The 23,421-nt window shown below is 42.3% G+C and carries 15 protein-coding genes; 2 read left to right on the forward strand and 13 right to left on the reverse strand.

Features of this window, described 5'->3' with window-relative positions; genetic code table 11:
* Positions 1 to 194 precede the first annotated feature (194 nt).
* From CLOL250_RS02485 to CLOL250_RS02520, 8 genes are all read right to left on the reverse strand, one after another.
* Positions 195 to 3,377 (reverse strand): GtrA family protein, encoded by a 3,183-nt coding sequence (locus CLOL250_RS02485; RefSeq protein ID WP_008400437.1) that lies wholly within the window; start codon positions 3,375 to 3,377, stop codon positions 195 to 197.
* 82 nt (positions 3,378 to 3,459) lie between these two features.
* Positions 3,460 to 5,748, reverse strand: a complete 2,289-nt coding sequence (locus tag CLOL250_RS02490; protein WP_008400439.1) for a glycoside hydrolase family 9 protein — start codon at positions 5,746 to 5,748, stop codon at positions 3,460 to 3,462.
* Between the two features lie 86 nt (positions 5,749 to 5,834).
* The gene (hisA, locus tag CLOL250_RS02495) at positions 5,835 to 6,611 is read right to left on the reverse strand and encodes a phosphoribosylformimino-5-aminoimidazole carboxamide ribotide isomerase (protein WP_008400441.1); all 777 of its coding nucleotides are present in this window, start codon (positions 6,609 to 6,611) and stop codon (positions 5,835 to 5,837) included.
* 115 nt (positions 6,612 to 6,726) lie between these two features.
* Positions 6,727 to 7,449 carry a ComF family protein gene (locus CLOL250_RS02500; protein WP_008400445.1) on the reverse strand — a complete coding sequence of 241 codons (723 nt, stop codon included), beginning with the start codon at positions 7,447 to 7,449 and terminating at the stop codon, positions 6,727 to 6,729.
* 27 nt (positions 7,450 to 7,476) lie between these two features.
* A complete protein-coding gene (recD2, locus tag CLOL250_RS02505) occupies positions 7,477 to 9,726 on the reverse strand; it encodes an SF1B family DNA helicase RecD2 (RefSeq protein ID WP_008400446.1) in 2,250 nt (749 codons plus the stop codon).
* Between the two features lie 15 nt (positions 9,727 to 9,741).
* The gene (gene mreB, locus CLOL250_RS02510) at positions 9,742 to 10,734 is read right to left on the reverse strand and encodes a rod shape-determining protein (RefSeq protein WP_008400448.1); all 993 of its coding nucleotides are present in this window, start codon (positions 10,732 to 10,734) and stop codon (positions 9,742 to 9,744) included.
* 24 nt (positions 10,735 to 10,758) lie between these two features.
* Positions 10,759 to 13,248: a PAS domain-containing protein gene (locus CLOL250_RS02515; RefSeq protein WP_008400450.1), complete on the reverse strand. Its 2,490-nt coding sequence runs from the start codon at positions 13,246 to 13,248 to the stop codon at positions 10,759 to 10,761.
* 99 nt (positions 13,249 to 13,347) lie between these two features.
* Positions 13,348 to 14,289: a hypothetical protein gene (locus tag CLOL250_RS02520; protein ID WP_008400452.1), complete on the reverse strand. Its 942-nt coding sequence runs from the start codon at positions 14,287 to 14,289 to the stop codon at positions 13,348 to 13,350.
* Between the two features lie 266 nt (positions 14,290 to 14,555).
* Between CLOL250_RS02520 and CLOL250_RS02525 the strand changes: the two genes are divergently transcribed.
* Positions 14,556 to 15,251 (forward strand): hypothetical protein, encoded by a 696-nt coding sequence (locus CLOL250_RS02525; protein ID WP_008400454.1) that lies wholly within the window; start codon positions 14,556 to 14,558, stop codon positions 15,249 to 15,251.
* Positions 15,252 to 15,650: 399 nt separating this feature from the next.
* Here the strand turns inward: CLOL250_RS02525 and CLOL250_RS02530 are convergent, their stop codons facing one another.
* From CLOL250_RS02530 to metG, 3 genes are all read right to left on the reverse strand, one after another.
* Positions 15,651 to 16,721 carry a DUF6382 domain-containing protein gene (locus CLOL250_RS02530; protein WP_044944649.1) on the reverse strand — a complete coding sequence of 357 codons (1,071 nt, stop codon included), beginning with the start codon at positions 16,719 to 16,721 and terminating at the stop codon, positions 15,651 to 15,653.
* Positions 16,722 to 16,764: 43 nt separating this feature from the next.
* On the reverse strand, positions 16,765 to 18,582 hold the full coding sequence (glmS, locus tag CLOL250_RS02535) for a glutamine--fructose-6-phosphate transaminase (isomerizing) (protein ID WP_008400457.1): 1,818 nt from the start codon (positions 18,580 to 18,582) through the stop codon (positions 16,765 to 16,767).
* 558 nt (positions 18,583 to 19,140) lie between these two features.
* The gene (gene metG, locus CLOL250_RS02540) at positions 19,141 to 21,177 is read right to left on the reverse strand and encodes a methionine--tRNA ligase (protein WP_008400458.1); all 2,037 of its coding nucleotides are present in this window, start codon (positions 21,175 to 21,177) and stop codon (positions 19,141 to 19,143) included.
* Between the two features lie 311 nt (positions 21,178 to 21,488).
* Between metG and CLOL250_RS02545 the strand changes: the two genes are divergently transcribed.
* A complete protein-coding gene (locus tag CLOL250_RS02545; RefSeq protein ID WP_008400460.1) occupies positions 21,489 to 22,409 on the forward strand; it encodes a DMT family transporter in 921 nt (306 codons plus the stop codon).
* A gap of 50 nt (positions 22,410 to 22,459) precedes the next feature.
* Here CLOL250_RS02545 and CLOL250_RS02550 read toward each other — a convergent pair whose 3' ends face one another.
* Together CLOL250_RS02550 and CLOL250_RS13510 are read right to left on the reverse strand one after the other, a co-directional pair.
* Entirely contained in the window at positions 22,460 to 22,837 is a 378-nt protein-coding gene (locus tag CLOL250_RS02550; protein WP_008400461.1) for a DUF2752 domain-containing protein, read from the reverse strand.
* Between the two features lie 9 nt (positions 22,838 to 22,846).
* On the reverse strand, positions 22,847 to 23,404 hold the full coding sequence (locus CLOL250_RS13510) for a DUF4234 domain-containing protein (RefSeq protein ID WP_008400462.1): 558 nt from the start codon (positions 23,402 to 23,404) through the stop codon (positions 22,847 to 22,849).
* Between the last annotated feature and the right edge of the window lie 17 nt (positions 23,405 to 23,421).

Genomic DNA, 23,421 nt, shown 5'->3' on the forward strand with positions numbered 1-23,421 from the left:
ATTTTTCATAAAATCTATAGGCCTTTTTTGATATTTTTTACTATATATAACTAACAACATTATTCTGTTTCTTTTTATAATATGTCAGATATAAACAAATTTACCGGATGTACGCCACTCATTTTTTATCTATGTTATACATCCTATCTACAGCCTTCAAATGGTCGCCTTGCAGATGCTCAGATTCCCGATTTCTACTTCTTGTCATCGTCAAATACATCCTTAAGGATCTCATCTACATGCTTGTAATAATCATCATCTGTCGGCGGTTCAGCTTCATTCCGTACAGACTCCGGAAGCCTCTCATCATCCTTTGATACCTCTATTATATCTGATGGCTCTACATCGGAGATTTCACCTGACCGACTTCTGCGTCTCCGCTTGCCGGATGCCGCACCTTCCAGGCGATTCTGAAGCTGTGTTCTTCCGCATAAGAATCCGAACAAGATCCAGCATGCAAATGTAAGAATCAGTCCAAGCTTCAAGCCCGGTGGGAAATACCTGAACTCGATCACATGCTCTCCGGCCGCAAGCTTCAAGGCTATGAAAGCATTTCCTACCGTATCGATCTCATACTTCTTGCCATCTACATAAGCTGTCCAACCCTTATCATACGGGATGGATGTAAACAGCAGTCCCGGATAGTCGATCGTCATATATCCTTTCACATAACCATCTTCCATTTTACCAACCAGCATCTGCTGAGCACTTAATATATCATATGCCTGTAAGAAGGAATCCCAGTTAAAGGAAGATACGACCAATCTGGCACTTCCGCTGTTCGCCTGTGAACTCTGAAAACAATACTCAACCGTTACGGTCTGTCCCTGAACCAGATGTCCGACATGGTAAGTCTGGTTCTGAAGTCTCTCATAATTCTGTTCCTCTCCGTCTACATAGATCCTTACCTTATTGATACCGGAGCTGTTTGCCAGAATATAGATATCTGCAGACTCGTCCGTCACATCAAAGCTCAGCTGGAAATCGCACTTACTGTTGTCCGTTCTTGTATAGGAATAATACTCACTGGTATCACTATCATGTGACAGCTCGCAGTTATCACTGTACATCGTTACTTCCGGATATAACTGTGAGAATACACCCGGCACACCGGTTGACAGCTTCACGAACTGATTTAAGGTATCGAACATGTTACCGATCGTACCATCATAATCTAACAGGTCATTATTTACCATGTAGCCAAGACTTAACGCATATGGATTTTCATATATGTTCACTCCATCTACATCTGTTACATAGTTGACATCAAAATAATTATATTCGCCCTCTCTCTGTAACAGATAACGCACACGCAGTAATGAATTGGATAAGGTGTTACCGCCGTCGAACAGGAATTCATTTGCGCCTGTGTAATATCCAAGGTCATGCATCATATCAACCAGATCAGCGGACACTGTCGATCCGAACAGACAGACGCTCTTAAGATTATAATAAGTAGGCTCATCTACGATCTTTGTATTCATCAGCTCTACCCTATATGCCTTATCCTTACAGTCCAGTGTATCGATCGCCTGATTCATCGATGATTCCATGCCAAAATACTGGCTGATATCGACATATCCGTTGCTGTCATATCCCTTAATTCCATTTGTGACCGTCTCTACCAGACAGGCTATGGTCAGTACATATATGACAAGCTTCCGCCAGACTCCCTTTGTCAGGGTAAATGCCAGTATTAACAATGCATATACCGTCAGGAATATCTCAGTCCAGATCAGGGTCTGACGCTCAATCGTACACTTCTTATAGGATAAGATCAGGAAACCATATCCAAACGCTACAGCCAGAAGTACCGCAAAGGTATCTTTCTTATCCAGAAGCAGAAGCACCTCACAGCACATGGCAAGCATCAGGAAAATGAACAGGAATGAGAATCGGTTCGGAATTCCGTACTGATCATGAAAGCCATGCCAGATATAATTCAACAGCTTATTATTAAAGCTTGCAAAGATCACTACCAGAATGATCACATTCTTTATCTTATCCCACAGCTTAATGTTCCGGTTAAACAGATAGACAAATACCAGAACAAAACAGATCGTTCCGCAATAAATGTTCAGGCCGCCGTCAAACTGCTGGTTCTTGATCGGCTTCGTCAGATAAAACAGCTGTTTGATCTGATCCCATATACTTCCATACCATTCCCATTTCGGAAATACTCTGGTCGCCGACGCTGTTGTATTCAATCCCAGATATGCCGGGATCAACAGAAATGCCGACATACCCGCTGCCAGCAGAGAGCATCCGGCAAATCGGAAGCCATCGGTAAAGAATCTCTTCACACTCTTATGGTTTGTCAGCAGAAAGACCATAACGAGGAAGATACAGATCATAAAACTCATATAATAGTTACACATCAGCGCATAGAACAAAGACAGAACATAGAGCTTATAATCCCCACTCTCTGTCATACGCTCAAAGCCTGCCATGATGAGCGGAAGGATCATGATACAGTCCATCCACATCAGATTCCATGAATATCCGATCACATAATTACTGATCGCATATGCCGTTGAGAAGATCAGGATCGCAGCATCATATGTCTTATAATTCCTGCATTTCTCACGCATATAATATGCAAATGACATACCGGAAAGTACGATCTTGATTCCGATGAACAAACTCATTGCTATATAGATATGTTCTCTTTTGAATAATACAACAAGGAAATTGATCGGACATGCAATATAATATGCGATGATCGCCAACATATTACTTCCAAGTCCGATATCCCATGTATAGAACAGACTGCCTTCATTCTTTAACTTGTCATAATAATCTGAGAAAAACGGAAGATACTGATGAAGACTGTCTACCATAGTCAGACTGTTTCCTCCAAACGGTCCGATCTTTTCCGCGATCCATACCCCTAAAAGGAAGCACGCAGGAATCACTCCCGCAAGCAGGATAAGATAATTTCTTCTCATAAATATCCGGATTGACGTTTTTTCTTTCTTAAAGACAAAGCACTTACCGAATACATAATTGATTATGACTACAAAGAACTGAACAATGATCTTCGATATAAATTCATTGTAGCGGAACGAATCACATAACAGATTCGTGCCGACAACTTCAACCAGCATCGCAAGAAGCCTCGTTCCGACAAAGGAGATAAATTCCCGTATCAGCGTTCCTGCATCTTTTTTACTGCTCTCTGTGAACACAAAAAACTTATTTGCAAAGAATGCGAATAAAATCGCCAGTGATATAGCTATGATATTCGCTACGCTTCTTGACAAATCGGTAAACAGACGCAGCAGATAAAAAGATACAATATTTACAACCGTAGTTGCCCCACCTGCTATTACATATCTGACAATTTCTTTTTTTAATAACTTCTTTATTTTGTCCATAATGAAAACTCTCTTATACCAGCTACAGCCGAACAGTTATCCCGATCGGCTGTGCTATTTATGTGTGTGTTATTTTGTGTGTTTATTTCGTGTTGCCAAGTCCTGACATCAGATAGATCATCGGAGAATTCCAATAGATCGTCACCTCATTACAGGAGAATGACTGCGCATTGTCTGCATATCTGCTCTCCGGTGCTTTGCCCAGAAGAACAGCCTTTGCATATGGATCTTCCAGATTACTGTCTGCGCCACCTACTAACATACCCGGCATTGCTACCTCTAATACCTGAGATGGTCTGTGGTGCGGATGAAGCGGAGTTCTTGTACCATAGCCTGTTACATAACAGTAGCCAACTGCATTTCTTCCAAGCAGATAGTCTCTTTGGTATGAAGCATATTTTACATAATCTGCATTTGGCTTAAGCTTATTTGCCATCAGAAGTAACATTCCTTTATTTGCAATATTCATATTGCTTCCCCATGCAAATGTCTTGGTTGGTGATACCCATACACCGAAACCGTTGTCTTTAATCTGATCTACGGTCTTATCTACTTCATTGAAGAACAATTCGTTTGCCTTGGCAGAACCGCCGTCATATTTGATGTAGTCATACAGAGCGTAATATCCGACATCTGCCCATCCAAGTCCATAGTTTACGATATCGCTACCCTCAATGATCGCATCGGCAGCCTTCTTATAGGAAGCATCTCCGGTTGCTGCATATAATTCTACCGCTGCCCAGATCGTCTCATCACGGAAGATCGTATCCGGATATTCACCTGTTACGATATCGTCCGGATTTGAGAATCCGTAAGCATCCATATTACCGCTCAGGTATTCATATGCCTTCTTTGATGCATCCAGACATTTTGCTGCAAAATCCGCATCGTAATCTTTATAAAGAACTGAAGCCTTTGCCATAACAGCCGCAAAATCTCCGGTCGCTGTATTTGAAACCGGACATGCGATCAGCTGTGCGGTTTCTTCTTCCGGCATAACTGTCTCAGGGAATACATCACAGGTTACCTTGTGATATACACCACCATTTGCATCCTGCATCTTGAGCAACCAATCCAGCTCAAATCTTGCTTCATCTAAGACATCCGGCACACCGTTTCCGCTCTCCGGAATACCGATGTCATCTGCCTTATATCCATTGTCTTCATATGTTAAGAACAGATCCTGTACTGTCTTTGCACCTGATACAACATAGCGTCCATAATCACCGGCATCATGCCAGCCGCCTGTTACATCGATCTTCTTATCTGTTCCGTATACAACCGCTTCACCTGTATGGCAGGCAGGATGTGCAAATTCACCTGCAATGCTGCTATCAAGCTCCACACCGCAACGCTGATTATAAAGCATCAGCACGACATCCTTATACAGATCTCCGTAAATGTCGTCACCGATCTTGAATTCCACTGATTCTTCTCCATCATCTGTCTTGATCTTATAGGTTCCTGCATCCTTTACGGATGAGAAATCCGCCTGCTTACAGAACATCTCTGATGGTGGATCGTAGGTAGCTTCTTCCGGCAGATCTGCTGAATATACAGATTTTCCTGATGCCACATCAATTACTTCAAATGATTTCGCATTTTTTCCGATCACGGTAGCGACCTTGGAGTCACCGGTCATGTAGCCCACCTGGTTCACATTGATAGCCATAGGATCAGGTGTTGCTTCTACCTGCTGTGCGCCGGAAGCGTCAACTGCCTCTAATAAAATATTATCAAAATAAATATTATGCTCTGCTTCATCTCCGGTCATACCTTCCTGTTTTCCCATGTTGAAGCAAAGTCTTGGTGCAGGATCGGAATCCTCCTCCATCTTAAACTGTGCTGTGATATGCTGTGTCTCCGGTCCGATCGTGATCACATCACTGGTGTATGCATGATAATCTCCACCATTGATCTGTAATCTCCATTCGATCGTACGTTCCAGATCAGAACGGACATCGAAGGAATATTCATAGACACAACCCTGATACAGACGGAATCCATCATAATAGATCTGGTTCGCATAGTCTACGCTTCCCGTCTTCTTAATATTGATACGAAGTTCTCCATCTTCATTGGTCATTTCTTCATTTCCACCATTTGTATAAGTATGGAAACCATCGGTATCTTTATCATCAAAGTTGATATTGATCACCTTATCGCCGTCTGACACCCCGAGTTCCTCCTCTGTTGTTGCTTCTTCGGTCGTAGCTTCGGTTGTCTCTTCTTCGGTTGATACCTCTGTTGTCACTTCTGTCTCAGAAGTCGAACCATCGGTATCCTTCTTTGCTCCGCCACAGCCTGCAAGCAACGACATCGTCATCGCTGCTGTCAGGCACATGACTGCAACCTTCTTCATTTTTCTCATGTCTTATTGTCCCTCCATGTTTTCTATATTGCTATGTACCTTCCTTCTCAACTGTACATATAACTCTGTGTTCATTCAACACTTCATTACTGATCTGAATACTGCAAAACATCCTGATACTTCATATGGCCTCCAAAAATATCAAGTGCACTGCCTATCGTAAAATCAATTCGGCTCTTCCCCAACACACGGAGCTTATCCAGATCATCAAATGATGCAATACCACCTGCATAAGTTACAGGCATTCTGCCCCAATCTCCAAGAAGCTTTGCGATATGCATCTCTATACCGGATGCCTTACCTTCCACATCTACAGCATGGATCAGATATTCATCACAATAATCGGAAAGCATGTCCAATGTATCTGTTGTTATCTTCACATTTGTAAACTTCTGCCAGCGATCTGTCACAATGTAGTATCCGTCCTCGCGTTTTCTACAGCTTAAATCCAACACCAAATGTTCCTTTCCGACTGCCCGTCTGATCGCAGTCAGATTATCGTAGTTGATCTCACCATTCTTAAAGACATAGGATGTGACGATCACATGGGATGCTCCCATATCAAGAAACCGTCCGGCATTCTCGGCATTGATTCCGCCGCCGATCTGCAGCCCTCCCGGATATTCCGTAAGCGCCAGCTCTGCCTGATGGCAGTCCGCTTCGTAGTACCCGCTCCCCGCAGGATTCAATAAAATGATATGTCCACCATGTAGCCCGGCAGCCTTATACATCCTTGCAAATGCAGCCCCGTCATACTCAGATACAAAATTCTCCTTCGCAGTATTGCCTTCATCCTGAAGGCTGCTGCCAACGATCTGTTTTACTTTTCCATTATGTATATCAATACACGGACGAAATCTCATCTCTCACCCCGGCTGATACGCCTTTTCCATTTCTGTATATTTCTCCTGCCGATTCTTTTAAATATCCGCAGATATCATTTATTCTATCACAGAACCGACTATAAGCCAAGTCCTCTCATCGGCCTTCTCCTACGCATATCACACCGACGTAGATCTGTTCCGCTCCGGCCTCCTGCAAGGCTTCTGTACATGCCTGCACCGTTGCCCCTGTCGTATAGATATCATCTATTAATAACACTGTCTTCCATTCCGCCGGAAGCATCTTAACTTCTAATGCCTGTTTAATATTATTAGCGCGTTCAAGCGGAGATAATTCCTTCTGCGGTGCTGTCTCTGATACCCGGAGCAAATGCGTCTTATCTACCGGAAGATGAAGCTGTCGTCCTACCACCTCGGCCAAAAGCTCAGCCTGATTATAGCCACGTTTCTTTCTTCTGCGCTTATGTATCGGCACCGGAAGAATAATCTGTATCCGGTCTGCAACCCCTGCTTTTCTGAGACGTTCTGCCAGAAGGTTGCCATAATAATCCACATATTCCCGTTTATTATGATATTTAATAGCAAGCACACTGGATGCAACCGGCTCCTCATAACGAAAGACCGGATATGCCCGCTCGAAGCTTCTGGTGTGTCGCCTGCAGTCTTCACAATATTCCTGTTCAGCTTCCGAAAGCTCCTTCCCGCATTTCATACAGACCGGTCCGGTCACATATGGCAGCGTCTTATGCCGGTTACAGATGCCCTGTTCGCCATATGCCATAACTGCATCACAGATCGGACATCTCCTTGGAAATACAAGATCCATAAGCGTCCGGTTCCACATATTCTGTTCCCGCATATTTTATCCCCCTTTATAACTCTGAATTTATGCCAGTTCTGCCAGTCGTTCAGCAAATGTTGTATACCTCTTCTGTTCGTCGATATTATCGATCATTGTCTTAACCAGACCGATATTGCCTACGATCACAACACCCTTTCTGGCTCTCGTAACTGCCGTATAGAGCAGATTCCGGTTCAACAACTTTGCCGGTCCTGTAAGAAGTGGAATCACTACGACCGGATATTCGCTTCCCTGTGATTTATGTATCGTGATGGCATAAGCATGTTCCAGTTCATCAAGCTGGGAATAAAGGTAATCTACCAGTCTTCCGTCGTCGTATTCAACAACAATCTTCTGATCGAATTCATCGATTTCTTTTATAAAACCAACATCTCCGTTAAATACACCTACGCCCTCTTCCTTCACAAAGCGGTCCTTTGCATCCATGATCTTCCACTCTAGCTTATAGTTGTTTTTGATCTGCATGACCTTGTCACCCTTACGGAATACAACATCATTTTTCTCTTTCTCCGGTATGCTTCTGCTCGAAGGATTCAGGATCTCCTGCAATCGTTTATTCAGATTCTCGACACCCAGCTCATACTTACGCATCGGAGTAAGCACCTGGATATTCATCGGGTCAACCTGAAAGAAGCCCGGCAAACTGTCTAAGATTAAATGCTTCAATTCCGCAATGATATCCTGTGATCCCTGTCTTGGAATATAGAAGAAATCTCTGCTCTTATTATTAATCTCGAGTTGCTTTCCCGCATTGATCAAATGGGCATTCGTAATAATGTCACTATTCTCACCCTGTCGGAATATCTTGTCCAACACCGTTACAGAGAATACCCCCGAACGAATGATATCCTTTAATACATTGCCCGGTCCGACCGATGGAAGCTGATTGGAATCTCCTACCAGTACCAGCCTGGTTCCCGGCATGATCGCTTGCAGCAGGCTGTAGAACAGACTGCTGTCTACCATTGACATCTCATCTATTATGATCACATCCGCTTCTAACGGATTATTTGAATTTCTTACAAATGTATAAGCAGAGCGGTTGCCTTCTTCATCAATCCCGCCACCGGACAGCTCCAACAGGCGATGGATCGTCTGTGCCGTATATCCGGTTGCCTCGGTGATTCTCTTTGCCGCGCGTCCGGTCGGTGCCGCAAGCAGCAGTTCCAAATTCAGCTTCTCAAACATCTTGATCATGGCATTGATCGTTGTTGTTTTACCGGTACCCGGTCCACCTGTGATCACTGCCACACCATTGTTGACCGCATTCTTGATCGCAAGTTTTTGTTTTTCTTCCAGTGTGATCTTCTCTGCTTCCTCGATTTGCGCAAGCATCTTATCCAACGGTCGATCCTCTGATGTGAAATCAAGATCGATATCTGACAGTATCCTCGCCGAATTCAGTTCAATATAATAATTTGCCGCCGCATAGACAGCAGTAACATCTCCGGCAAGCTCCTTTACGATCGCCTTACCCGTCATCTGAAGTTCTATAATCTGGCTTCCGATCTCATCTTCCAGTTCTTCATTATATGGTACATTGTCATCAACCAAGAGCGAATAGGTCTTTGCCACCAGCATCTGCTTCGGAAGATACATATGTCCGAGCTGGCTCGCATTTAACAATGTATATAACAGTGCAGCGCGGATACGAAAATCCGAGTCACTGCTGATCCCCATTCGCTCCGCGATCTCATCTGCCGTCTTAAATCCGACACCGTTTATGTCCTCTGCAATCTTATACGGATTTGACCGGATGATCTTATACATCTCCTGTCCATATTCATTGAAGATCTTTACCGCCAGATTGATTGATATTCCATATCCGGTCAGGAAAATAATCGCATCCTGCATCTCTTTCTTTTCATTATAAGAAACAGCGATATCTCTTGCTTTTCGTTCCGAGATACCTTTAACTTCCGCCAGTCGTTCCGGTTCTTCTTCAATTATGCGCAGAGAATCCATCTTGAATTTTTTAACGATACGTTTTGCCAGTGCCTCACCGACACCCTTTATGATACCGGAACCCAGATATCGTTCTATACTTATCATATCATCCGGCATTTTTATTTCATAAGAATTAAATTTGAATTGGAGATCATACTGGGGATGATTGACATATTCCCCTTCCGCAGATATATAGATTCCCTCACTGACACCGTGAAGGGTTCCGACAAAAATGTCTTCGCCGTCTTCACCCTCTACAGTGAAAACGGCGTAGCCATTGTCGTCATTTTTATAGATAACTTTTTCAACATAACCTTCTTTTATCACAACAAGTCTCCTGCGTTACTCTTTCTTACTGTTGAGTAATTCGATATATTTTCCTGTTCCGATAGCAACTGCACGAAGCGGATCTTCGGCAGTCATGGTTGTAATTCCTGTCTTTTCTTCCAGAAGCTCCTCCAGTCCATGAAGCAAAGCTCCTCCACCGGTTAATACAATACCTCTGTCAGCAATATCTGCTGCCAGTTCAGGCGGAGTACGTTCCAGAACGGAGTGAACAGCCTCACATACCTGTGATGCAGGTTCTCGGAGTGCTTCTTCTGTCTCATCTGAGGTTACGGTAACTGTCTTCGGAAGTCCGGTTACAAGATTTCTTCCGCGGATATCCAGTGTGATATTCTCAGGTCTTCTAAAACATGTACCGATCTTGATCTTGATCTCCTCTGCAGTTCTCTCACCGATCAGAAGATTGTGTTTTTTTCTCATAAAACGTACGATTGCTTCATCAAAATCATCTCCGGCAACCTTGATGGATGCACTTACAACCGGACCGCCCAGAGATATAACCGCGATATCCGAAGTTCCGCCACCGATATCAACGATCATGTTGCCACATGGTCTGTAGATATCAATTCCTGCTCCGATTGCTGCTGCCACCGGTTCTTCTATGATAGACACGTCTCTTGCGCCTGCTGCGTAAGTTGCGTCCTCTACTGCTTTCTTCTCAACCTCTGTTACCTGTGAAGGCACACATACACTGATACGAGGTCGTCTTCCAAAGTAACTTCTGCCTACTGCTTTCTGAACAAAATACTTTAACATCTTTTCTGTTATTGTGTAGTCCGATATAACGCCCTGACGAAGCGGGCGGATTGCTACGATATTTCCCGGTGTTCTTCCAAGCATAAGTCTGGCTTCTTCACCGATCGCTACTATTTTATTTGTATCTCTGTCATAGGCAACTACGGACGGCTCTTTTAATACAACGCCCTTGCCTTTTACATATACCAATATACTGGCGGTACCTAAATCTATACCGATATCTGAACTTGCCATGATTGGTCCCCTTTCTGGTTACTGTTAATCCTGTACATCCCTTAATATTACAAGAGATGCCTTTCTTCCGTCAAGCCATTTCATGCTGACTTCGGATAAATCCATGATCTTGTCGAACTGTCTTATATAGCTTCTCCAGCTTACCTCTTTCCGTTCAGTAAGGAACGGCTTCTGTACGGTCGCCACACCCTTAAATGTATCATTCAGATCACGGATCAACGTCTTACTGTCTTTTCCTGTAAAATCATATCCAAGCATATCATTTAACGGCTGATTGGAGAACAATACCTCCCCCGTCTCTTCATCACGGATAAAGATGCCGATCTTGATATGATTATAAGTATCTACCAGAAGCTTATTTACCATTCGGATATTACCATCACCTTCTATTCTGGCAAGGATACCCTGAATGACATTCCGAATGTCCTTCGAGAATTCAATATCATCCTCTGACCATATCTTATCCGTATGGTTATTCGCCATAACGATACATCCGCTGATAATATTATTGATCTCTATACTGAGTGCAACAAAGCTTGTTACACCGATCTGTTCCATATTACTCTGAAAATTCTTAAAGTCATGGTTCTTATCCGCTACAATGCAGTCATATGTTCTTTCCTTACTGTGCGCAAAGAATTTCTTACCCTTCTGCCATTCTTCCACATATTCTTCCGCAGACATGCTTTTTTCCCTTGACCAGATATGGCTGCACATATACTCCTGATCTTCGTTCAGTGAGTATATCGCCATAACATCGATGCCCAGATAATCACCGGTTCTTTCCAAAATATTGCTGATTGTCTTATTATCATCGCTGTCCATGGAACTGAGTGCTTCTGTCAGGATCTTCTGTCTCTGGATCTTTTCCTCTAACAACATTTCAACAGATTTGCTCCGTTCTGCTTCTTTAGACAGAACCTTGTCATTATATGCATATTCTGAGAAGATATTGCACATATTCCACTGGATCTTATATACCTTCTTCATCTTTGCAACATCTGCTGTATCATATCCGCACAGAATCCAGGTTGCGATATGTTTCTCTCCGATCTTAACCGGTGCACCGCAGATAATACTTCCATCTATACCATCATCCATCTCCATAATGACCGGAACATTGTTCTGGAGGATCACCTCATTTAACTTCACAATGATGCTCTTATACTGAGGTTTCTCAAAAAGATCATAAAAGCTTCCCATATGCAGAGACGGTCCTGCCGGTTCTACAAGCTGATCACCCGCCGGAGATACAACCGTTGAATACAGTCCGCTTAAGCCTGCAAATGCTTTTACAATACTGTTCCATTTGTCTTTATCGATACTCTCGCTCGTATATTCATTCTCATCTACAGTCGTGTTCATAATGTAAGAAAGCTTGTCTTCATACTCTTTCTTAGCTTCCTCTACACTGTTCTGCAACTTCTTGTTCTCAGTAATATCTGTTATAAAGAACTCGATCGTATAAGAAGAATCCTCTGCCTGTGTGATACTGTTCTGGGAACGAACCCATCTGACATTTCCATAATCATCTACGATACGATACTCGTCCTCATAATCAGATCCACCACTCTTTAACACATTCTTCGCTTTCTGAATAACTCTTGCGCGATCCTGCGGATGAACATAGTCTTCTGTCAATTTATTCCCAGCCATAAGTGCATCTACATTCATTCCAAGCAATCTGGCATTCGGTGTAATGTATTTCAATATGCTGTGTCCTCTGCTAATGGATTTTACCATCACAAGACTCTTGATCTTGTTCATAACAGATAATATATATTCACCTTTTTCCCCATCATAGGAATGCTTTTTTTCTTTTACAAATAGTAGTTCAATGCCATCGGCACCTCCGTCCGGCGACTTTACGATATGACAGTTCAGCATCATAGTAGTGATCGCACTTTCTGCCGATACAAAACGTACCTTCATCTCAAAATCCGTATGCCCGGTATTCTCCGCCTTATAAAGATTCCCGATCAGGATATCATAGTCATTCTTAACTATAATATCGCGAATGCCTACAGCTCCACTGTAAAAGTCACCTTCTTTATATCCGAATTCCGTTATATTCTTTGTTACATAACGAGTCTGCCATCTGCTGTCCGGCTTGTAGAGATACAGTGCCAGAATGCCTGCATGGTTAATAATACGTTCCAGACTCATACTTCCGATTGCTACATCGGAACGCAGTTCAAACAGCACCATATATGCTTTTTTTCCATTATATTCAAACTGATTGACAAATCCGCTTACAACCAGTCTTTTTTTCTTATTTATATTCAGCAGAAGTCGATGCCAGATGATCGTTTTTTTCTCATTTAAAATCGGCCAAAACTCATCACTGGACATAAACTTATCCGGTGCCATCGTAATCGAATCGATCTGATTACCGACCAGTTTTACCGCTGCATTGTTGATACTTAAAACTTCTCCATCCTCGCAGAATACAACTGCGGGATATTCAATATGGCTCAGAAAATCTGAATAATTACTGATTTTGCCTATCTCCAAATGTATCCCTCTTTTCTCTTATGCAACCCCATAGACACATAAAACTTTTCCATGTCAGCCATAGAAAAGTTTCATGTATTTAAAATATCGCTGTTAAAATTATTCCTCTGTCTTGCTGTCTTCACTGCCGGCAGCTGTTTCTTCTTTCTCGTCGTCTGATGATACCATCGATGTTGCTTCACTCTTTAGACCTGTAAACGCCTTATCCGCAATATCCTTTGTTACACAACATGCGTCTACGACACCATCTAAGGCTGCAAGCAACTCACCCATATACTTGCTGACTGCATCGCACTCTTTCTTTACATTCTTTCTGAGTACATATGCTTCGCCGGTTGCTTTATTCGTGATAGCTTCAGCTTCCTTCTGAGCATTTTCTTTCTGAGTTCTGCACTCATAATCTGTCTTTGCACTTAATGCTTCGGCAGCTTCATGTGCTTTATTTCTTGTACGTTCACTGTCGCTGTAAGCCTGTTCCTTCAGACTTGCACAGGTTGCTTCTGTCTCATCATACATCTGCTTGCACTTTTCATTTGTCTCTGTTTCAAGTGCATTGCAACGATCTGTTGTCTCTTTCTCCATTGCTTCGCATTTTGCAGTCATCTCTGCATGCTGAGCTTCACACTCTTTATTTGTCTGGGCGATCAATGCATCCGCACTCTCTCTTGCCTCTAAGAGTGTTCTTGAAATAGACTCATATCTTCCTGCTGATTCGAATTCTTTCTGCTTATAAGCATTTACCTGCTCTTTCAGGGATTCGATCTCGCTTTCATATTCGGAATTCTTAGTCTTAAGTCCTTCGATCGTCTTATTCGACTCTGTCAGGTTTACTTCTCTCATGGTCTTAAGGCTTAATACAGCTTCGCTGAGCTTATTTACATTTGCTTTTAACTCATTAACTTCCTTCTCATGGTCAGCCTTTAACTCCTCAATATAATAATCAACCGAATTCTTATCATATCCACCAAATGTTACAGTCTTAAATGTAGACTCTGCCTTTACTTCTGTTTCATCAAAATTATCTTTGTTCTCTTTTGCCACGATAATCCCTCCAAAATAATCTATTATTTAAGCTGCGCCCGATGTCTTAACAGGATCTGTTACCGGCATCCCTTTCTATGTGTGTGTGATACTCATGCTTTCCGGCGCAAATGCTCATTTTCTGTAAACATCAATTGAAATGATTATAACACACCCTTATTGTTTTGCACAATTATTTTTTCTTAATTTAGTTACAAAGCACATATTTTGTGCTATATTGAACGAAGAAAATACAAATCGAACTGTTAGGAGGAATTTTTATCAACATGAAACGTACAAGAAACTATCTGACAGCCATTCTTATGATCGTGATCGGTCTTATCTCACTTACCGGCTGTGGTCAGAAGAAAGCTACTGCATACCAGTCGTATGTGAAAAATCTTCTCGATGTCAATTACAAAGGTGATTACACCAACTACATAAAAGAAAACAAAGGAAATGAAACCGACGCACTCGCTATGTATCAGGAATGTCTGTCAAATCTGGCAAATCAGCTGATCTCGCACTACAACCTGAATACAAATAAGTCTGTCGAGGTTACCCAGACTTTCACGACTCTTGCAACTACGATCTATAGTAATGCAAAATATGAAGTCTCTGAAAGTTATAAAGAAAATGGCGATTATTATGTGGATGTAACTATTTATCCGATCGCAGTCTTAGACCAATCCTACGATGAGATCATGTCATATATAGAGGATTTCAACAAGGATGTCAATAATGGCGTATATAACGATGTTAAGAAAGAGGAATACGATAAGAAGTTTGCAAACGGAATCGCCTCCATCCTCACTTCTCATGCAGAGAATCCTGAATATAAAGATGCCGTTGTCGTAAAAGCACTTATCAACGATGATGGCGAATACTACAGTATCGCATCCGACAGCCTCACGGAGATCGATCAGGCGATGGTCGCCACCGAAACCGCCGACGCTACGGAAACCGACACTTCCGAAGAATAAACGAGTGAACGACAACTGCACCAATTTTTATCTTAAAAAAAGAACAATACCCTTTCACTACGCAGAACACTCTCGTTCTATTTCTCACATAGCGGTACTAAACTTCCACCTAATGGTGGTTCGTTAAGGACCGACGTTCGTAACTAAGACCTTAGCGAGGCTCACCGAGGTTAGTTCGAAGTTATACCGAGTAAAAAAGTCTGCTGCATGAAAGATATTGTTCTTTTTTCTATCTATACATACTACACACTGTTGTCTTTCTGCCTACTGATAAAATACTTACAGAATAGTTATACAAAAAGGCTTCGTCTGTCAGAAACAAGACGAAGCCCCTTTTGTTTAAATGATCATATCCAGCATTTATTTGTTCGATATCATAAAGCGATACTTTTATTTTGTTTATTTCTCGCGGAATGTGAATTCCTCGTTTGCAAGTTTGAATTTACTGCCATCGATCAGCATCATGTCTGTGCCGCTGTTGATGATCTTTCCGCCGAGGTAGGTGTGATTGGTTGATTTGTTATCACGCAGATAATAAACGCCATTGACGTTGATGATATATGCATGACGACGGCTGACGGAATTGTTGTCTGTTACCTGATAATCAACACCCTGTGCCGACTTACCGATACAGAAGATCGGCTTGTCTATCTTGATACGCTCACCGGTTCTGGTTCTAACGATCACAGGTCCCGGTTTGCCCTTTGTTGCATTTGTAAGAACTGTCGTTGATGTTGCATCAGATTCGTCATCATCGAATCCGATATCACTGCCGGAATAATCTTTTACTTCCTTCGCCAGCTTAAAGCTTGGAGTTGATACAACAGTTGTCTGCAACGGAGCTTCTGTATTTTCTTCTACAGCTTCTGCCATCTGCGGTCTTACAATAAAATGCTGTTCATCTTCCGGATGAACATTATTATCATTCTTCATATCTGTGATAAACTTATAGAACTCTGACAGATAAAATGATGGATTGTGATCAAAAAACTTGATCAGTTCATATCCACAATCTGATGCTTTTTTATTTGCAAAATCAAGTTTGTTGATCAGATCTCTGACGAACTTCTCCATATTGCATTTTTCCATCGGTTTATCAATCGGAAGGAATACAAGCTGTACACTCATATCCTCCAGATTCAAATACATGTATCCAATATTCAGGATAACCTTTCCCAGTGGCATATCATTCGCCTTCAGATACATCAGCTGGTCTGTTATACTGAACATGATATCTACCAGTTCATCTCTGTGAATCTTCTTGGTGATAAACTGATTCATCGTAATCATGGCCGGAATCGAATATGTAAGTGCTCTCTGTCCATCAATATACTCTTCATGACAAAAGCTGTTGTTTCCTACAAATGATGTATTGTACAGCTCGACTTCATTATGAAGGATCTGGACATCATCTTCAATTTTAAAATATAATTTGTACTCGTCGCACAAATAGGTCTTCTCTGTGCTCATAATAACACCCTCCGCAATTATTCTCCAGCCACTCAAGTCCCCTTTACTCTACCGTAACAGACTTGGCAAGATTACGTGGTTTATCTACATCCAGCCCTTTCGCATCCGATGTGTAATATGCGATCAACTGCAAAATAACAGCCGCTGCAAATACTGTAAATAAACTATCCTGCTTAGGTATTCTTATATGCTTATCACATATCTGGGTATCAGTAACTTCATCACCCATACTAATTAGAATAACATATGCTCCCCTGGCTTTTACTTCCCTTATATTTGAAACCATCTTCTCGTAAACAGCCGGCTGAGTCGCTAATGCGATAACCGGTACATTCTCTGTGATCAGAGCAATCGTACCATGTTTTAACTCACCCGCCGCATAAGCCTCCGCATGAACATAGGATATCTCCTTCAACTTCAGAGCCCCCTCCAGTGAAAGAGTATAATCCATGCCCCTTCCGATAAAAAATGCATCCGGAGCCATTTTTATATAATTAGCGACAGCCTTGACCTCATCTGCCTGAAGCAGGGTTTCTTCGATCACCGGAATTGTTCCAAGTAATTTACCGATAAATTCCTTTGCCCGATCTTCTGAATAAATACCTTTTACAAGTCCAAGTCTGCAACCGATTAAATACATTGCTGCCATCTGAACCGAATATGCCTTTGTGCTTGCTACCGCAATCTCCGGTCCGGCATGTGTGTATAACACATAATCACTTTCTCTTGCAATTGTAGAACCCTTTACATTTACAATCGAAATAACCTTTGAACCACATCGTTTTGCCAACCGCATCGCCTCCAGAGTGTCGATCGTCTCGCCAGACTGGGAAGTAACGATAACCAGTGTCTTCTCATTGATCAGTGGTTCTTTATATCGAAATTCCGATGCGATCTCAACATTTACCGGTATACGAAGCTCCGATTCGATCATTGCCTTGCCAACAATTCCTGCATGCATCGCTGTTCCGCATGCGATCACTGTAATGTTTTCGCAATTTTTGAACACCTCATCATCAATTCCGTCCTCTGTAAAATCAGGAAGTGAATTTACAATTCTTGGTGTGATCGTATTTCTCAGAGATTCCGGCTGCTCATAGATCTCCTTTAACATGAAATGCGGAAATCCGCCTTTCTGAGCCGCTGTGATATCCCATGTAATCTCAAGCATCTGTGGTCTTACTTCATTGCCCTTTAAGTCCTCAACCTTGATTCCACCCTCTGTCATTGTCAGAATATGATATTCCGGCACAACAAAATAATCCTTTGAGAATGAAATAATGGCTGTCAGATCGGATGCAATGATAGATCCTTCTTCACTGTGAGCCGCAACCATCGGGCTGACATTTCTCACCGCGTATATAATTCCGGGTCTGTCTGCAAACATGATACATAATGCAAACGATCCTGCAATTATCTTTACAGCTTTCCGAATCGCCGTAATCGGATCACCCTCATACAACGTATCAAGTAAGGCTGCCACAACTTCTGAGTCGGTCTCTGATACAAGCTTATCTGCTAAACCATACTCTCTTATAATATCACTGTAATTCTCAATGATACCATTATGGATCAATGCAACATTTCCACATCTATGTGGATGCGCATTTGCATCTGTAACACCACCATGTGTTGCCCATCTCGTGTGTCCGATACCGCAGGTTGAAGAATATTCTCCGTCTTTGCATAACTCTCTGAGTTCGCTTACCCTTCCTGCCTTTTTTCTGATCGTCAAAGTGTCATCATCATTCAAAAGTGCAATACCCGCACTATCATAGCCTCGGTACTCCAGCCGTTCCAGTCCATCGATCAGGATGTCCTTCGCCGGCTTTCTTCCTGTAAAACCTATGATTCCACACATATATTCAATTAACTCCTTTCGGCATATGATGCAGTTTGTTCTTTAAGTAACTGTATCACGTTCTTAACGCGACAGTCTTATCTTATAATGCATCATTCAATTATCCGGTCATGCTGTTTTGTTTTGAGATTTCTCCCATATTTGACATACATGTGCGCATCCGGACTCTACGTAGAGGCATCCGCCGAATTTTCGATAACCTCCATCCTCGTTACCCTTCTCAACAGGCTGTACCGACCAACCACGTTTACACCGCATCTGTCAGTCCTTCAATGCCAGGATAAAAGGGACATGGCGCTAAGATTTCTAAATCTTTCCAAATCTGCTGTCTCCTTGTATAAGCAGACATTAAAATTCTATCATAGACCTACCAATAAATCAACGACTTCATACCTGTAAGCCTGTGATTTATTTTTTTATGCAGCACATACCGGATCACAGCCGATATACCACAGAACAACGTTTTTTTGCTCCATACGCTTTACTCTAAGCGGAACAGGAAATTCTGCTGACCTTCTGCTATATCATCTGTGATCCGTTATGACTTTCTTTTATAAACTAGCTGATAAATGAACCACCCGGCAAGCCCTTCTCAGTTGTAAGCAGAGACAGGTTACCTTCTGCATCTTCCGCGCATAAAAGCATACCTTCCGATACAACTCCGGCAAGCTTACATGGCTTCAGATTCACGATCGCAACAACACGCTTTCCAACCATTTCCTCCGGTGTATAGAAGCCTTTGATTCCCGAAACGATCTGTTTTACATTGTTCTCACCGAATTTTACCTGTGAACATAACAGTTTTCTGGAATTCTGAACTTCTTCGCAGGCAATGATCTCTCCGATCATCAGCTGCATTTTCTCGAATTCTTCAATGGTGATCTGCTGTTTATTTAATACAGAAGGATCTGCATTCAAAGCAGCGACCTTAGCTTCTGCCTGTTTCATTTTCTTCTTTTCTTCGGAATTCTCTTTTTCTTCCTTCTGCTTCTTTGCTTTCTCGTAGATAGTTTCTTCTACCGGAGGTGCAAACTTGGCAACTTCTGCCATAACTTCCTTTACGTCCAGTCTTGCGAACAGGATCTCAGGAGTTTCTGTTACCTTGTTTCCGGATGGGTAAAGTCCGAATCTTCCAAGCTCTGTTACCTTTCTCTTTGCAGCATTTAACTGGTTCAGGATCTTAACAGAGGTATCCGGCATATATGGCTCCAGAAGGGACGCACCGATCACGATGCTCTCAACCAGATTATATAATACGGTATTCAGACGATCCTGCTTTGTTTCATCTTTTGCAAGTGCCCAAGGCATCGTCTCATCGATATATTTGTTGCATCTCTTGAATAAGGTGAAAATCTCTGAGATCGCATCTGCAACCTTTAACTTATCCATGCATTCTGCGACCTTGATACGGCAGTTTAATACGACATTCTTCAGATCTTCATCTACTTCTTCTGTTACTCCGGTATTCGTAACTACGCCGCCAAAATATTTATTTGACATGGAGATCGTACGATTTACCAGATTTCCGAGTGTATTTGCAAGCTCGGAATTGATTCTTTCTACAACCAGCTCCCATGAAATGATTCCGTCATTCTCAAATGGCATCTCATGCAGAACGAAGAAACGGACTGCATCCACACCAAACAGACGGACCATATCATCCGCATACATTACATTTCCCTTGGACTTACTCATCTTACCGTCATTCTGGATCAGCCATGGATGTCCGAAGATCTGCTTTGGAAGCGGTACTCCAAGTGCCATCAGCATGATCGGCCAGTAGATCGTATGGAATCTTAAGATATCCTTTCCGATCAGGTGTAAGTCAGCCGGCCAGTATTTCTTATATAATTCATCATTATTACCGTCTACATCATATCCAAGACCTGTGATATAGTTTGATAATGCATCGATCCATACATAGATTACATGCTTGTCATCGAAATCAACCGGGATGCCCCACTTGAAGGATGTTCTGGATACACACAGATCCTGAAGTCCCGGCTTGATGAAGTTGTTGATCATCTCGTTCTTTCTGGACTCCGGCTGAATAAAATCAGGATTCTGCTCAATGTGCTTCATCAGTCTGTCCTGATATTTGCTGAGTTTGAAGAAATATGCTTCCTCTTTTGCTTCCTGTACCGGTCTTCCGCAGTCCGGGCATTTGCCGTCTACAAGCTGTGAATCTGTAAAGAAAGATTCACATGGAGTACAGTATTTTCCTACATATTCTCCCTTATATATGTCACCCTGATCGTACAGCTTCCTAAAAATCTTCTGAACCTGTCTCTCATGATCTGCATCTGTTGTTCTGATAAATTTGTCGTAAGATGTGTTCATCAGATCCCAGATATCCTTAATCTCGCCTGAAATCTCGTCAACGAATTCCTTTGGAGTCTGCATGTTCTCAAAAGCCTTGTTCTCGATCTTCTGACCATGCTCATCGGTTCCGGTCTGGAATCTTACATCATATCCTGCGAATCTCTTGTACCTTGCAATGCTGTCAGCCAACACGATCTCGTAGGTGTTGCCTATATGAGGTTTACCTGATGCATATGCAATGGCGGTTGTAATATAATACGGTTTTTTTGCCATTTCAAAAACCCTCCTTGATAAAACTACAAACACGAATGAAATGTCTGCGCTATTTTTTCTGGCAATCTTATGTGGCCAGATAACAAAAATTATATGCCTTTTTTGTGCAAATTGTCAACAGATTCCATTTGTTTTTATACAGTTTTTGCAACCTTCATCTCTAAATAAAATTATGTCTTTTTTTTCGGATTTCTTTTGTGCTATAGTATGTCCGAACAGTGCGATCATGTAATACCGCACGACACATCTGCGGATCTGCCGTCATCTGTTACTGTTTAAAATTATACTTTTATTATTGAGGTTATTCTGTCATGAAATTTTTTTTAACGAAAACACCTGTTGTTATCACACTTGCACTCATCTGCTGTGCCTTATGGGGAAGTGCGTTTCCCTGCATCAAGATAGGCTACCGTATGTTTGCGATCGGCGGAAATGATACCGCATCCCAGATCCTGTTCGCCGGCATCCGTTTTCTGCTCGCCGGACTTATGGTTATCCTTATCTGCAGCTTCATATATAAAAAGCCTTTGATCCCACATAGCGGGGCAACGATCAAACGTATCTTTATCCTGTCATTGTTCCAGACTATCCTGCAATATGTCTTCTTTTACGTCGGTCTGGCAAATACGACCGGAAGCAAGGCAGCGATCATTGAAGCGGCAAACGTCTTTCTGGCGATCCTTGTATCGGGTCTGTTATTTAAAATGGAAAAGGTTACATCCAAAAAGATGCTTGGATGTCTGATCGGATTTATCGGAGTTGTTATCATCAATCTGGGGAATGGTGTAGACGCGCATTTCTCTCTCACCGGAGAAGGCTTCATCCTGTTATCAACAGTGGCTTATGCTTTCTCTTCAGTTATCATCAAATATTTTTCCGATAAGGAGAATCCTGTTCTGCTCAGTGGCTGGCAATTCTTTGTCGGCGGCTTCGTGATGATCCTCTGCGGTCTGGCCGGAGGCGGACATATCGCGGGAGGCTCTGCTCCTGCTGTCCTACTTCTGCTCTATATGGCGTTCATCTCGGCCTGCGCCTATACATTATGGAGTCTGCTGTTAGCGCACAACCCGGTATCAAGAATTGCCGTCTTTGGTTTCTCGAATCCGGTCTTTGGCGTACTGTTATCAGCTCTGCTTCTGCATGAAACATCTGCCTTAAATATCCGCTGTCTGGTCGCACTTGTTCTTGTCTGCGTAGGCATTATCCTTGCAAATAAAGAAAAAGCCAAGTAAAAAATGCCATGTATCATCAAATTCGCCTGATGATATATGGCATTTTATTTTTATAGATTTCTCACAACGCCGAATATCAGCGCTGCTACGATCAGTATATAGATCAGAACCGTATCCACTGTACCAAGCCGATATGTATCTCTTTTTATATAGTTCAAATCTCCCCTGACTATCAGATATATGATACATGGTCCTGCAATGTACAAAAACGGATTATAGGAAAAGGATGTCCGTATCTCTCCTTTTAATAAAGACAGGCACGCTCTGGTTATCCCACAACCGGGGCACTGCCAACCGGTCAGAACTCGAAATATGCAGGGAACCGCCAAACCGGTCAGTCTGGCAAATGCCGCATACAGGATTCCTGCTAAAAGGATAATGACATCCCGATATATAATCTTTCGGACACGATTTTTCTTTTCTTTCATATATGTTTCTTACTGTCCGTTATATGGGTTGTTATTATCATTTCCATTGCTGTATGGATTATTGCCGCCCTGATTGTAACCACCATATTGCTGATTCTGGTTGTAACCGCCGTTATATGGTTGCTGATTCTGGTTGTAACCGCCGTTATATGGCTGCTGATTCTGGTTATAAGCTCCATACTGCTGATTCTGATATCCACCATTATACGGCTGATTATATCCTGTTGTTCCGCTGTACTTGTTAACCGCATCCTGCGCTAATGCATAGTTGATGATTCCAAGTCCAAGGAACTGAAGAACTACAAACAGGATACCGCTGTTGCTTGATGGCATACCGTTTCTGTTCTTGATGATATCGACCTTTTCACCCATCTTATATGCCCAGTACCATCCGTAAATATTACAGGTAACAATCGTAAGCAGCAGTGCCATTCCACCACCTGCCAAGTCATTCTCGCCTGACATCTCATTTGTATCATCTGTAATACATACAAACCAATAAAGCCCATAGATACCACAGGTGACAATTGACAATAAGATACACATGCCAATACTTCTTTGTTTCATACTTTCCTCCTTGCCGA

It is taken from the genome of Clostridium sp. L2-50 (assembly GCF_000154245.1).
GTDB lineage: Bacteria > Bacillota > Clostridia > Lachnospirales > Lachnospiraceae > Coprococcus.

Coding starts and splice junctions, on each gene's coding strand:
- CLOL250_RS02525 (WP_008400454.1), top strand. CDS start 14,556: ATGAAACGTACAAGAAACTATCTGACAGCCATTCTTATGATCGTGATC.
- CLOL250_RS02545 (WP_008400460.1), top strand. CDS start 21,489: ATGAAATTTTTTTTAACGAAAACACCTGTTGTTATCACACTTGCACTC.
- glmS (WP_008400457.1), bottom strand. CDS start 18,582: ATGTGTGGAATCATAGGTTTTACAGGAAGAAAGCCGGCGAAGGACATC.
- mreB (WP_008400448.1), bottom strand. CDS start 10,734: ATGGCAAGTTCAGATATCGGTATAGATTTAGGTACCGCCAGTATATTG.
- CLOL250_RS13510 (WP_008400462.1), bottom strand. CDS start 23,404: ATGAAACAAAGAAGTATTGGCATGTGTATCTTATTGTCAATTGTCACC.
- CLOL250_RS02500 (WP_008400445.1), bottom strand. CDS start 7,449: ATGCGGGAACAGAATATGTGGAACCGGACGCTTATGGATCTTGTATTT.
- CLOL250_RS02550 (WP_008400461.1), bottom strand. CDS start 22,837: ATGAAAGAAAAGAAAAATCGTGTCCGAAAGATTATATATCGGGATGTC.
- CLOL250_RS02490 (WP_008400439.1), bottom strand. CDS start 5,748: ATGAGAAAAATGAAGAAGGTTGCAGTCATGTGCCTGACAGCAGCGATG.
- hisA (WP_008400441.1), bottom strand. CDS start 6,611: ATGAGATTTCGTCCGTGTATTGATATACATAATGGAAAAGTAAAACAG.
- CLOL250_RS02485 (WP_008400437.1), bottom strand. CDS start 3,377: ATGGACAAAATAAAGAAGTTATTAAAAAAAGAAATTGTCAGATATGTA.
- CLOL250_RS02530 (WP_044944649.1), bottom strand. CDS start 16,721: ATGAGCACAGAGAAGACCTATTTGTGCGACGAGTACAAATTATATTTT.
- metG (WP_008400458.1), bottom strand. CDS start 21,177: ATGGCAAAAAAACCGTATTATATTACAACCGCCATTGCATATGCATCA.